Origin of the sequence: Pseudomonas sp. MYb60, assembly GCF_002979555.1 — a bacterium.
GTDB lineage: Bacteria > Pseudomonadota > Gammaproteobacteria > Pseudomonadales > Pseudomonadaceae > Aquipseudomonas.
Genome location: NZ_PCOZ01000037.1, coordinates 1 through 11,964 on the forward strand (window position 1 = coordinate 1; position 11,964 = coordinate 11,964).

11 protein-coding genes and 1 pseudogene are annotated in these 11,964 nt (G+C 63.3%); 9 read left to right on the top strand and 3 right to left on the bottom strand.

What is annotated here, in order from left to right:
* The 7 genes from CQ041_RS26475 to CQ041_RS25960 form a co-directional block, all read left to right on the top strand.
* Nucleotides 1-322 (top strand): hypothetical protein (locus CQ041_RS26475; RefSeq protein ID WP_218276523.1); only part of this gene is annotated, 322 nt, incomplete at its 5' end.
* Nucleotides 323-641: 319 nt separating this feature from the next.
* Nucleotides 642-3,035: a TonB-dependent siderophore receptor gene (locus CQ041_RS25935; RefSeq protein ID WP_105525241.1), complete on the top strand. Its 2,394-nt coding sequence runs from the start codon at nucleotides 642-644 to the stop codon at nucleotides 3,033-3,035.
* A 25-nt stretch (nucleotides 3,036-3,060) separates the two neighbouring features.
* Entirely contained in the window at nucleotides 3,061-4,026 is a 966-nt protein-coding gene (locus tag CQ041_RS25940; RefSeq protein ID WP_105525242.1) for an amino acid ABC transporter permease, read from the top strand.
* Nucleotides 4,019-4,792, top strand: coding sequence for an amino acid ABC transporter ATP-binding protein (locus CQ041_RS25945; protein WP_105525243.1), 774 nt, complete (start codon nucleotides 4,019-4,021; stop codon nucleotides 4,790-4,792). The genes CQ041_RS25940 and CQ041_RS25945 overlap by 8 nt, the downstream gene beginning before the upstream one ends.
* Nucleotides 4,793-4,810: 18 nt before the next feature.
* Nucleotides 4,811-5,734, top strand: a complete 924-nt coding sequence (locus CQ041_RS25950; protein ID WP_105525244.1) for an ABC transporter substrate-binding protein — start codon at nucleotides 4,811-4,813, stop codon at nucleotides 5,732-5,734.
* 12 nt (nucleotides 5,735-5,746) lie between these two features.
* Nucleotides 5,747-7,330, top strand: coding sequence for an FAD-dependent oxidoreductase (locus CQ041_RS25955; RefSeq protein WP_105525245.1), 1,584 nt, complete (start codon nucleotides 5,747-5,749; stop codon nucleotides 7,328-7,330).
* Between the two features lie 11 nt (nucleotides 7,331-7,341).
* The gene (locus CQ041_RS25960) at nucleotides 7,342-7,776 is read left to right on the top strand and encodes a RidA family protein (protein WP_105525246.1); all 435 of its coding nucleotides are present in this window, start codon (nucleotides 7,342-7,344) and stop codon (nucleotides 7,774-7,776) included.
* Nucleotides 7,777-7,811: 35 nt separating this feature from the next.
* Here CQ041_RS25960 and CQ041_RS26280 read toward each other — a convergent pair whose 3' ends face one another.
* The gene (locus CQ041_RS26280) at nucleotides 7,812-8,192 is read right to left on the bottom strand and encodes a hypothetical protein (protein WP_146116102.1); all 381 of its coding nucleotides are present in this window, start codon (nucleotides 8,190-8,192) and stop codon (nucleotides 7,812-7,814) included.
* 26 nt (nucleotides 8,193-8,218) lie between these two features.
* Between CQ041_RS26280 and CQ041_RS26440 the strand changes: the two are divergent.
* Nucleotides 8,219-8,314 (top strand): annotated as a pseudogene (locus CQ041_RS26440) (type VI secretion system tube protein Hcp); the annotation flags it as partial.
* Nucleotides 8,315-8,317: 3 nt separating this feature from the next.
* Here the strand turns inward: CQ041_RS26440 and CQ041_RS25970 are convergent.
* Nucleotides 8,318-9,031 carry a cupin domain-containing protein gene (locus CQ041_RS25970; protein WP_105525248.1) on the bottom strand — a complete coding sequence of 238 codons (714 nt, stop codon included), beginning with the start codon at nucleotides 9,029-9,031 and terminating at the stop codon, nucleotides 8,318-8,320.
* A gap of 22 nt (nucleotides 9,032-9,053) precedes the next feature.
* Nucleotides 9,054-9,896 carry a GNAT family N-acetyltransferase gene (locus CQ041_RS25975; protein ID WP_105525249.1) on the bottom strand — a complete coding sequence of 281 codons (843 nt, stop codon included), beginning with the start codon at nucleotides 9,894-9,896 and terminating at the stop codon, nucleotides 9,054-9,056.
* A gap of 228 nt (nucleotides 9,897-10,124) precedes the next feature.
* Here CQ041_RS25975 and CQ041_RS25980 point away from each other — a divergent pair, with 228 nt between their 5' ends.
* Complete coding sequence (locus CQ041_RS25980) at nucleotides 10,125-11,600, top strand: aldehyde dehydrogenase (RefSeq protein ID WP_105525250.1); 1,476 nt, start codon at nucleotides 10,125-10,127, stop codon at nucleotides 11,598-11,600.
* The last annotated feature ends 364 nt before the right edge of the window (nucleotides 11,601-11,964 follow it).

Sequence of the window (11,964 nt, forward strand, 5' to 3'; positions counted from 1 at the left end):
AGCGCCCCGTCAAACACGCTGGCCGGAATTCGGCATGGAGTTGGGGGGTAACCCGGCAGGACGCCGGGTTAGCCGCCTCGCGCCATGGATGGCGCGTGGCGGCGGCCCCCCAACTCCATGGCGAATTACGGGCACACCGAGCGTGAGCGAGGTGCCGAGTGTTGGGGCAAGAGCCCTTTTGGTTACTTTTGGCTGGGCCGGCATTCCGGGCTCTTTTCCAAAAGTGACCCGCTGTAAGAGCGGAACCAATACCCGCCATCACCCAAAAAACGGATATGCCCCCTCATCAAAAACCTCAAAAAAACATTATTTAAATGAATAACAAGCAAAGAAAATAATGAATTACAAGAATATTAGCTTAGACCAAAACGTCATTATATTTTCCAAACCCATTCCGTTATGTTTGATCGCAACAGCCTACCCCTGACCCCGGATGGTACCCATCGTGATTCAGATTCTGCTCCCATAACCGGGTCATCAAACCCGCCGCAGAATCGTTGGAAGGGAATTCAACGTATGTTGCCAATCCACACCCCGCACTCGCCCTAGCACCCAATCGCCGCAACACCCCCGAAAAATCCGAGCACCGCGCCCCGCCGCGCGATCGCCCGACTTCGCGATTTGGAACGACAGGCAAGCCTATGAAGCAAGCGTTAAAACCCACCGCCTTAATGGCGCTGGCCATCTTGTCCAGCACCACCCAGGCCCAGGACGACAGCACCTTGTCCACCGTGGTCGTCACCGGCAACCGCGGCGCCGAGCAGCGCACCGTCACCAGCAGCCCGGTGCCGATCGATGTGGTCAGCGCCAAGCAATTGCAGAGCACCGGCAAGCCCGGCCTGATGGAAGCCTTGAGCGCAGTGATCCCGTCGCTGACCCTGCCGGAAAAAACCGGTTGGGACGCCAGTGGCATCGCCCGCGCTCCGAACCTGCGCGGCCTGAGTGCCGCCGAGGTGTTGGTGCTGGTCAACGGCAAGCGCCGTCACACCGCCGCTACCCTGAACATCAACGGGATCAACACCGGCGCGGCTCCAGCCGACCTGGATCTGATCCCCATCAGCGCCATCGACCACGTCGAAGTGCTGCGCGACGGCGCCGCCGCCCAGTACGGCTCCGACGCCATCGCCGGGGTGATCAATGTGATCCTCAAGGCCGACACCAGCGGCACCTCGGTGACCAACGCCGGCCTGGGCTACGACGGCAAGAAGCAGACCGTGCAGCAAAGCCTCAACAAGGGCTTCGAGATCGGCAACGGTGGCATCGTACAACTGGCCCTCGATGCCCGCAGTCAGAACGACGACAACAAGGCCAGCGCCAACGGTTACACCTACTCCCAAGCATACGAGCAAGCCGGGCGCTCCACCTACGGCGGCTACGGCACGCCGAAGACCAACCTGCTGACCTTGGGCTACAACGCCGAGCTGCCGATCGACGACAGCTTCAGCCTGTATTCCTTCACCACCTATTCACGCCGCAAGGCCGAGCAGGGCCAGAACTTCCGTCTGCCGACCATCACCAACACCATCACCACCGGGCCCAACGGTTACCCCGCTGGCTACACCCCCACCTGGTACATCGACGAGGACGATTTCCAGGCCGCGTTCGGTGGCAAGGGCACCGTCGGCGAGTGGGACTGGGACCTGTCCACTACCTACGGGCGCAACGAAGCGGAGCAGGGCACCACCCACAACCAGAACCCGTCACTGGGCGAAGCCACGCCGAATCACTTCACCTCGGGTACGTGGATTTCCACCGAGCTGACCACCAACCTCGACTTCAAGCGCGGCTTTGACATCGGCCTGCAAAAGCCCCTGGACCTGAGCTACGGCTTCGAGCACCGTCGCGATACCTACGAGGTGCAGGCCGGCGACTACGCGTCCTATGCCAATGGCGGTTACTGCGTGGCGCCGGGCAACTGCGCGTCCTCCGGGGCGCAGGTCACCAACGGTATTTCGCCGGATGAAGAAAGCAGCGCCTCGCGCAACAGCCTGGCCAGCTATGTGGACGTGGGCTTCAACCCGGTGCCGGACTGGTACGTGGGCACTGCGTTTCGCTACGAGCACTACAACCAGGGTGTCGGCGCCACCCGCAGCGGCAAGCTGACCACCCGCTACGACTTCACCCCACAATTCGCCGTGCGCGCCACGGTCAGCAACGGCTTTCGCGCGCCGTCCCTGGCCAACAGCCTGTTCAGTGCGCGCTCCACCACTTATGGCGTGGTCAACGGCGTGTACCAGTCGATCAACTATGGCGTGCTGCCGGTCGGTTCAGCAGCGGCCAGGGCCCTGGGTGCCGAAGAATTGAAGCCCGAGCGCTCGACCAACTTCAGCCTCGGTTTCACCCTCACACCCACCGACCGCCTGAGCTTCACGGCCGATGCCTACGTGATCAACCTGCGTGACCGCATCACCCTCACCGGCACCTTGCTCGGCCCCGAGATCACCCAGGTGCTGCAAGACAACGGCGTCAACTCCACCTCTGGCGGCCAGTACTTCATCAACGGTGCCGACACCCGCACCAAGGGCGTGGACCTGGTCAGCAACTACAGCCAGGACCTCGGCCAGTACGGCGCGATCAAATGGACTGCGGCGTTCAACTGGAACCAGACGAGGATCCTCAACTACAAGGCGTCCACCACGATTCTCGGTGCCAATTACGACCTGATGGATCGTGAGGCCCGCAACCTAATCACCGGCGTACAGCCCAGCACCAAGCTGATCCTCGGCGGCGACTGGAGCATCGACCGCTTCAACCTCAACCTGGCCCTGACCCGCTACGGCGCCTACAAGGAGGTCAACGTCTCCGCCGACCGCAACCTCGATCGCGTCTACAGCGCCAAATGGATCACCGACCTCGACCTTGGCTACAACCTCACCAAGGACCTCAATGTCGCCATCGGCGCCAAGAACCTGTTCGACATCTACCCCAAGAAACAAGGCGTGCCCAGCAGCACCATGCTCAGCAGCTACGGCACCTATTCGCCCTTCGGTTTTACCGGCGGCTACTACTACACCCGGCTGACTTACGCCTTCTGAGGCCGCAACCCGCGAGGAAAAGACCATGCCCATCGTCGCCAAATCCTATGACCTGATCAACGAGGCCAGCCCGGTTCGTCCGGTCCGAGTCTCCACGCCGATCAAGGCCCTGCAAGTGGTGCCCGCGCGGCACCCCTGGCGCTGGGCCGGATCGATCTTCGCCGCGCTGGTGCTGCTTGCCATCGTGCATTCTTTGGCCACCAACCCGCGCTGGGAGTGGGGCGTGTTCGGCCAGTGGTTCTTCTCGCCCTCGGTGCTGCGCGGCCTGGGCCAGACCTTGTTGCTGACGCTGTTGAGCACCGTGTTCAGCATCATCCTCGGCACCGCGCTGGCGTTGGCGCGGCTGTCGGGCTCGCCACTGCTGGCGGCGCTCGCCTGGGGCTATATCTGGTTCTTCCGCTCGATGCCGGCGCTGTTGGTGCTGATCATCCTTTACAACTTTGCCTACCTGTACGACCACATCGTGCTCGGCGTGCCGTTCACCCACGTGGTGTTCGCCGAGTGGTCCACCGTGGACGTGCTCAGCCAGTTCACCGTGGCCGTGCTGGGCTTGAGCCTGATGCAGGCGGCGTACGCGGCGGAGATCATTCGCGGCGGCCTGATCGGCGTCGATGCCGGCCAGCACGAAGCGGCGGCCGCCCTCGGCTTGCCGGCGTCGCGACGGGTGTTCCGGATCATCCTGCCCCAGGCTCTGCGCTCGATCCTGCCCTCGGGTTTCAACGAAATCATCGGCCTGGTCAAAGGCACGTCCATCGTCTACGTGCTGGCGCTGCCGGAGCTGTTCTACACCGTGCAGGTCATCTACAACCGTACCCAGGCAGTGATCCCGCTGCTGATCGTTGCCACCGTCTGGTACCTGATCATCACCACCGTGCTCACGAGCGCCCAGTACTACGTCGAGCGGCACTTCGCCCGTGGCACCGCGCGGGTGTTGCCGCCTACGCCGTTGCAGCGGGTCCGCGCCTGGTTCAAGGAGAAAACCCATGAGTGAAGCCCGCGCCGGTCGCATTCAAATCCAGGGCGTGGGCAAGCGCTTTGGCAGCCAACAGGTGCTCAAGGACATTGACCTGACCATCGATCCCGGCAAGGTCACGGTGATTCTCGGGCCTTCCGGCTCGGGCAAGTCGACCTTGCTGCGCACCATCAACCACCTGGAGAAGATCGACAGCGGGCACATCACCATCGACGGTGAATACGTCGGCTACCGGCGCAAGGGTGATCTGCTCTACGAACTCAAAGAGCGCGAAATCCTCAAGCGCCGCATCGACGTCGGTTTCGTGTTCCAGAACTTCAACCTGTTCCCGCATCTGAGCGCCTGGGAAAACATCGCCGAAGCGCCCCTGGCGCACAAGCGCTGGAGCAAATCCGACGCCCAGGCCAAGGCGTCCGAACTGTTGGCCAAGGTGGGCCTGGCCGACAAGGCCGACGCCTTTCCACGCCAGCTCTCCGGCGGCCAGCAACAGCGTGTGGCGATTGCCCGTGCGTTGGCCCTGGACCCCAAGGTGCTGCTGTTCGACGAGCCGACCTCGGCCCTCGACCCGGAACTGGTGGGCGAAGTCCTCGACGTGATCAAGGGCCTGACCGAACTGGGCGTGACCCTGGTGATCGTCACCCACGAAATCGGTTTTGCCCGGGAAGTCGCCGACCACGTTGTGTTCCTCTGCGACGGCCAGCTCATCGAAGAGGGCCCGCCCGAACAGATCTTCCGCCAACCCCGACACCCCCGCACCGCCGCCTTTCTCGGCAAGGTGCTTTAGTTCAAGGAGTGACTGCCCATGTTTATTTCTACTGCCCGTGTGGCCCTGCTGGCGCTGGCTGTCAGCACCGCACAAAGCGCGTTTGCCGTGCAACAGGTCGACCTCAGCCCCGACCGCGTGCGCATCCACGTACCGCGTAACGAAGCCGCCATTGCGCAAATCCCGCCGGGCTTCAAGTTCGCCCAGCCGGGCAAGTTCACGGTGGCCGTGTCCGGCGTGGCCGGGCCACCCCTGGCGCTGCTGGCGAATGACGACAAGACCACCATCGGCAGCGAAGCCGACACCGCGCAACTGGTGGCCGACAGCCTCGGCCTGCAACTCAATGTGGTGCAGACCAGTTGGGAAGACTGGCCCCTGGGCGTGACCTCGGGCAAGTACGACGCGGTGATCAGCAACGTCACGGTGACCGAGGCGCGCAAGAAGCGCTTTGACTTCGCCACGTACCGCCAGGATGTGCTCGGCTTCTACGTGAAGAGCGCCAGCAAGATCAGCGAGATCAAGGAGGCCAAGGACATTGCCGGGCTGAAGATCATCGTCGGCTCCGGTACCAACCAGGAAAAAGTCCTGCTGGCCTGGAACGAGGCCAATGAAAAGGCCGGGATCAAGCCCGCGCTGTTGCAGTACTTCGATGACCAGGCCGCCGCGCAACTGGCGGTGCAGTCCGGGCGCAGCGATGCGCTGTTCGGGCCCAACTCGGTGTACGCCTATTCCGCCGCGATCACCGGCGGTATCAAGCGTGTCGGCACCGTCAACGGCGGCTGGCCGTTGCAGGCCGACATCGCCGTGACCACGCGCAAGGACAACGGTCTGGTCAAGCCGATCCACACCGCCCTGGAAAGCGCGATTGCCGGTGGCCAATACGAACAGGTGCTGCAGCGCTGGGGGCTGGACGTGGAGCGCGTCGACACGTCGCTGATCAACCCACCGGGCTTGCCGGATTAAGGAGCGTTGAACATGGGACTGACACGACGTGAAGCGTTGTCGAGTATCGCTGCGGTCGGCGGCGAGGCTGCGGTGAAGGATGCACTGGCGGCACTGGGCCTGGGGCCCTCGTCGCACCGCCGGCCGCAACCCCTGAAACTCCCTGAAGGCCTGGGGCAGGGCACCCGCGTGCTGGTGCTGGGAGCCGGGATTGCCGGGCTGGTCACCGCGCTGGAGCTGACCCGCGCCGGCTTCGAGGTGCAGGTGCTGGAGGCGCGTGATCGGGTCGGCGGGCGCACCTGGACGATCCGTAACGGCGACCGCGTGGACTACAAGGACGGGCGCACGCAAACCGCGTTGTTTGAGCAAAACCACTATTTCAACGCGGGGCCGGCGCGGATTCCCAGCCAGCACCGCACGATCCTCGACTATTGCAGTGAGCTGGGCGTGCCGTTGGAGGTACTGGTCAACAGCAGCCACGGCGCCCAGGTGCGTCCGGATATCGCCAAGCCTGCGTTCAGCGTCGGCCAGGCGGTCAACGATGCGCGCGGGCACCTGTCCGGATTGCTCGCTACAGCGGTGCAGCGCGATGCCCTCGACGATGTGTTGAGTCGCGAAGAACGCACGCGTTTGCTGGCGTTCCTGCAGGTGTACGGCGACTTGTCCCAGGAACTGGCGTTTGAAGGCAGCATCCGTTCCGGTCACCTGGACTCCCCGGCCCACCCGGGCGCGTTGCCGGCGGCCCGCAGCCCGCTGTCGCTGGACCAACTGCTGCACCCGGAGTTGTGGGGGGCGTTGCTGCACACCGAATTCCCGGAGTTTTCCGCGACCATGTTCCAGCCGGTGGGCGGCATGGACCGCATCACCGATGCCTTCTACGCTCGCGTGCGCGACCACGTGCAGCTGGGCGCCCAGGTGCGGCAGATCCGCCAGTTGGAACAGGGCGTGGCGGTGACCTATCACGACCAACGCAGTGGCCGCGAACACGTGGTGCGTGCCGACTACTTGGTCTCGACCTTGCCGTTGCCCTTGCTGGCGAAGCTCGACACCGATTTCAGCGACCCGATCAAGGCCGCCCTGCTCAGCACCCGCAGTGACCAGGCGACCAAAGTGGCGTGGCAATCCCCGCGTTTCTGGGAGACCGACTACCGCACCTACGGCGGGCTGTCGTGGGTCGAGCACCCGGCGCGGCTGCTGTGGTACCCGAGCAACGACCTCAACACCCGCGAAGGCCTGCTGGTGGCGGGTTATGTGACCGGGGAGGGCGCCGATGTGTTTGGCGCGCAACCGTTCGACAAGCAGTACGCCATCTCCAAAGAGGCCGTGGAACTGCTGCATCCGGGTTATTCAAAGCACCTGCGCCACCCGCTGTCGGTGTCCTGGGAACAGATCCCCTACAGCGAAGGGCCATGGCTGCAACGCGAGCACTTTCCGGCCGATGCCAGCGCCTTGCTTGAGGCCGGCCACGGCCGCGTGTACTTCGCCGGCGACGGCCTGGTGCAGAGCGGTGTGGGCATCTGGCAGGAGTCGGCGGCCAACTCGGCACGCCATGTGGTCGGGCAACTGGCCGAGCGCGTCACCCAACACCATCACGTGGCGGCCCTGGCCGCGTCTTAAGGAGATTCATCATGAGCGACAGCATTCAACGCACCAGCGTCGGCAACTTCCCGATTTCGCAGACGGTCACGGTGCCGGCCTCTGCCAGCCTGATCTTCGTCAGCGGCACCTTGCCCGACCTGCACGACGCCAACGCCCCGGCGGGCACGCCGGCGGCCTATGGCAACACCGAGGTGCAGACCGTGTCGGTGTTCAACAAGCTCCGTCAGATCCTGCGCCAGCAAGACCTGGACCTGGGGGATATCGTGCAATTACGCGTATTTCTGGTGGGCGCCGAAGAGACCGGCGGCAAGCTGGATTTCGCCGGGTTGCAGGCCGGGTATACGCAGTTCTTCGGCACGCCTGAGCAGCCGAACAAACCGGCGCGCACGGCGTTGCAGGTGGTCGCGCTGCCGTTGCCCGGCGCCCTGATCGAAGTCGAAGCCATCGCCGCCAGAACCCGCTGATTCACCCCGATCAACCTGTAGGAGGGGGCCCCCTCCTACATTTGATCCTCATGCATCAGAGGGCTATCAGCGGCAGTGAGGGAGGTTTGCCACCCTTTCCATTTGCCCTGTTTTTTCAGGGTGGCGATGATGTCTTCGCGTTTGCGGCGAACTTGCACCATCGTGTGGCGCATCTCGCGGCAGCGGCTGCTGTTGAGGATGAACAGGCCGATCAGTGGACCGAGCAGGGCCATGGAGTAGAGGTACGTATTAGGGTTGTAGATGATTGAAAGCAACGAGGCTAAAAAGCACAGGCAGTAGATCTCTACATTTATCCAGACCCAATGAGTGCGGCTATAAAACACGTGGGCTTGGGCAACTGTGACATCGCGCAGATAAGCATGCCGGAAAAAACCAGTTGCGTAACGTGACGTCATTCGGCGCTTGCGAGAGATAGGGCACCGTCGACGTCAGCTATCAGCCACAGAAAGCCGACGGCGCCAAGGATGGTGGGCCGGTCAAGTTTGGTTGGAATATCCGGCAAAACATAAACATCTGAAGCTTATTTCACCGCATACACCTTGCGCACATACACCGAACTGCTCCACGCACAGGGCGCGCCTTTGGCCACGAACACCGTGTCGCCGGTGTTTACCACGATGTCGCCGCCCTGATCATCCGTGAGGGTCACGCGGCCTTCGATCACGTACATCAACTCATGCAACTTGTGCGGCCGGCCGTGACGGGCGTAGGGGGTTGAGTCCCAAAGGCCCACGCGCAACTCGGTGGTCTCGTCGTCGAACAGGTTGAGTGCACGGCACTGTGGCGCCGGGCCGATCAGGATCTGCGGCTCAGGTGCAGCGGATGGGTTGAGCAAGGTGTGCGCGGGCAGCGGCGTCAGGCCAGGGCGGTCGGGCGCGTCGGGCTGGTCCAGGGCGCAGAACGCCCATTCGCTGCCAGTGTTGGCCTGTACGCTCAGACGGGTGCCTCGGCCAATTACCGCGCTGTCGCCTACGCCCAGTTCGAGGGTATGGTTGGCGGTTCTTAGCACCACGAGGCCGGTGTGCACCACCAAGGTCTCGCTGTGGGGGAAGGCGTCGCTCTCGGCTTCGCCGCTGAACTGCACCAGGCCTGCGGATACGCCGTCATCGCCGTGCCAGGCGAGTTGGCGAGTGTCGCCGAAAGGGTCCAGCGCACTCAGGGCTGCCGGTTTGAAGGACGTGGCAACACGGCTGCCGTCGGCGCGTGCCAACAGCAGGATCTGGGGTGATGACATGGGAAATGCTCCGGAAGGAAAGTCAGCCAATCGCCTGGGTGATCAGCGCAAACGGGTACACGCCTTGGCTGGAACGGGGCGGGGTGCCCAGGGCCATTTGGGCGACGGTGTCTATGTTTTTCAGGCCGGCCTGTTCCAGCCAGTCGCTGAGGCCGCAGGCCACGGGGATGTCGATGCGCACGAAGGCATCCGGCACCTGGGCCAGCAACACGGCGATCAGGTGCTTGGCCTGGTTGATATTTTCGGCCACCACCGGGCCAATGCAGCGGCCACGCCCGAACGGACGCAGCAGGGCAAAGCCGCGCAACTGACCGTCGCGCTCGATGCCTACGGCGTGTTCCACCTGCAAATCACGCAGTACGTCGCGGCGGTCCAGGCCACTGGCAGCCTTGGCCAGGGCGAGCACTGCGCTGTGGTCATCGGCGCGCAGCGGGCGGCAGGTTTCACCGGCGGCGAGTTCCGGCAGCGCAGGCACCAACGCTTGGCCCTGGTGCTGTTGCACCCGGCCGAACTCGACGAAGCCCTGGCTCTCATACAACGGCGCGCCGGCCAGCGTGGCGTTAAGCATAGGCGTGCGCGTTCCGCAGGCGGCGAGGGCTTTTTCCATCAAGCGTCGGCCGATGCCCTGGCCCTGGTAGTCATTGCTGACAATCACCAGGCCAATAGTGGCGTAGTCACCCTGAGGGCAGGTGAAGGCGCTGCCGATCAGCCGCTCACCGTCGAGGACCACGAAACCGTCGCTGACCCGTTGCAGCATCGCCCAGTCTTCCAGGCGGTGCGGCCATTTGAGTTGCACCGACAGCGCATGGGCGGCGGGCAGGTCGGCCTCCGTCATCGGGCGGTAGACATAAGCGGGGTGGGACATGGCGAGCCTCCATAAAACGATGTGTGTGCAGCACGAGAATGCCTGTATCCCACCTGCCCGAAACGCTGGCAAGAGGGCTGCCGATATTCGGCAGATTCCCCATGCCGCACGCCACAAGACCACAGTTACTACTTAATTGCACCCTGAGGTCAGCAGCAAATGCCAGGGGTTTTTTTCTACGATGGAGGCCTGCGTTTTTCACGCACCGAGACCTTTCTGGAGTACCCCATGGACAGCTTCGACCCTCGCCTTATCGCTGTGCGCAGCGCCCATTTTATTGGTGGCCAATACCGTGACGCGGCCCCTGGCCTGGAAGTGGTGCGGCCCTCGGATGCCGCGGCCTACGCCGAGTTGCCCGTCGCCGATGCCGACCTGGTGGACGAAGCCGTCAACAATGCCTGGCACGCGTTTACCCAGAGCGACTGGGCCAGCCGCCCCCCGCGTGAACGGGCGCGAGTGATGCGGCGCTGGGCCGACTTGATCGAAGCGGACGCGGCGATATTGGCGCCACTGGAGGCCGTGGGTTCGACCCGTCCGCATAAAGATGTGATCGCCTGGGACATTCCTTATGTTGCCGAAGGCATCCGCTTCTTTGCCGAACTGGCGGACAAGCACGGCGGCAGCGTGGCGGCGACCCAGACGGATCGCCTCGGCATGCAAATGGCCGAGCCCTACGGTGTGATCGCGGCGATTGCGCCCTGGAATTTCCCGTTGAGCATGGCCTCGTGGAAAGTTGCCCCGGCGCTCGCGGCCGGCAATGCGGTGGTACTCAAACCGTCGGAGCTGACGCCGTTTTCCAGCCTGCGTTTTGCCGAACTGGCGTTGCAAGCGGGCATTCCAGCGGGGATTTTCAACGTGGTGCAGGGCGATGGCCGCACGACCGGCGACGCGCTGTGCCGCCACCCGCGTATCGGCAAGGTGACGTTTACCGGATCTACCGCGACGGGCTCCAGCATCATGTCCACCTGTGCGTTGGTGGGCCCGAAACCGGTGACCCTGGAACTGGGTGGCAAGAGCCCGCAACTGGTGTTTGCCGATGTACCGGACATTGCGAAGACTGCACGCACGGTCGCGCTGGCGATCACCGGGAATGCGGGCCAGGTGTGTGTGTCGGGTTCGCGGTTGCTGATCGAACGGTCGATCATGGCGCCGTTCATTGAGCACTTGCAGGGCTATTTCGAGGGCTTGAAACCGGGGCCGACCTGGGCACCGGAGAGCACCTTGTCGCCGATCATTTCGCGCTTGCAGGCCAGTCGTATCGACGCGATTGTGCAGCGCTCCGTGACTGCCGGTGCCGAGGTGTTGAGTGGCGGTGGCTTGTTTGACGGGCTGGGCGGGGCGTATTACCGGCCCACCTTGCTGGCGGGGGTAGATCATGCGAATCCGGCGGTGTGTGAGGAGATCTTTGGGCCGGTGTTGACGGTGCAGCCGTTCGATTCCGAGGAAGAGGCGCTGAGCCTGGCAGCGCATGACACCTATGGGCTGGCGGCGGGGGTGCATACGGCGGACATCAACCGCGCCTTGCGCCTGGTGCGTGGGTTGGAAGTGGGGACGGTGTGGGTCAATCGTTATGGCCGAAGCAATGACTATATTTTGCCGACGGGAGGGTATAAGCGTTCCGGGATTGGCAAGGATTTGGGCCGGGAAGCGTTTGAGGCCAACTTGCGCTTCAAGAGCGTACTGATCGATATCGAAGCGCTCTAGATCTCTGGTCGAGCGCGATTCAAAGGTGGGAGGGGGCTTGCCCCTGATGGCTATTTTTTGGTGTACATATCCATTGCTGCGGTAACGGCGGCTTAGGGTTCCGCTCTTACAGCGGGTCACTCTTGGAAAGGCCCAAAAGTAACCAAAAGGCCTTCGCCCCAACACTCGGCACCTCGCCTGCGCTTGGTGTGCCCTCACTCCGGCCAGCGTTTTTGACGGGGCGCCCCAGATCAAAAGCAAAAGCGCGGCGGCCTTAGAGCCGACCGGTATTGTGTGATTGAACTCGGTCAAATGTGGGAGGGGGCTTGCCCCCGATGGCAGAGTGTCAGTCACTGGATTTGTAGCTGACCCACCGCTATCGGGG

What these genes read in the sequence shown, in the direction of transcription:
- CQ041_RS25935 (WP_105525241.1), top strand. Translation starts at nt 642, where the DNA reads ATGAAGCAAGCGTTAAAACCCACCGCCTTAATGGCGCTGGCCATCTTG.
- CQ041_RS25940 (WP_105525242.1), top strand. Translation starts at nt 3,061, where the DNA reads ATGCCCATCGTCGCCAAATCCTATGACCTGATCAACGAGGCCAGCCCG.
- CQ041_RS25945 (WP_105525243.1), top strand. Translation starts at nt 4,019, where the DNA reads ATGAGTGAAGCCCGCGCCGGTCGCATTCAAATCCAGGGCGTGGGCAAG.
- CQ041_RS25950 (WP_105525244.1), top strand. Translation starts at nt 4,811, where the DNA reads ATGTTTATTTCTACTGCCCGTGTGGCCCTGCTGGCGCTGGCTGTCAGC.
- CQ041_RS25955 (WP_105525245.1), top strand. Translation starts at nt 5,747, where the DNA reads ATGGGACTGACACGACGTGAAGCGTTGTCGAGTATCGCTGCGGTCGGC.
- CQ041_RS25960 (WP_105525246.1), top strand. Translation starts at nt 7,342, where the DNA reads ATGAGCGACAGCATTCAACGCACCAGCGTCGGCAACTTCCCGATTTCG.
- CQ041_RS26280 (WP_146116102.1), bottom strand. Translation starts at nt 8,192, where the DNA reads ATGACGTCACGTTACGCAACTGGTTTTTTCCGGCATGCTTATCTGCGC.
- CQ041_RS25970 (WP_105525248.1), bottom strand. Translation starts at nt 9,031, where the DNA reads ATGTCATCACCCCAGATCCTGCTGTTGGCACGCGCCGACGGCAGCCGT.
- CQ041_RS25975 (WP_105525249.1), bottom strand. Translation starts at nt 9,896, where the DNA reads ATGTCCCACCCCGCTTATGTCTACCGCCCGATGACGGAGGCCGACCTG.
- CQ041_RS25980 (WP_105525250.1), top strand. Translation starts at nt 10,125, where the DNA reads ATGGACAGCTTCGACCCTCGCCTTATCGCTGTGCGCAGCGCCCATTTT.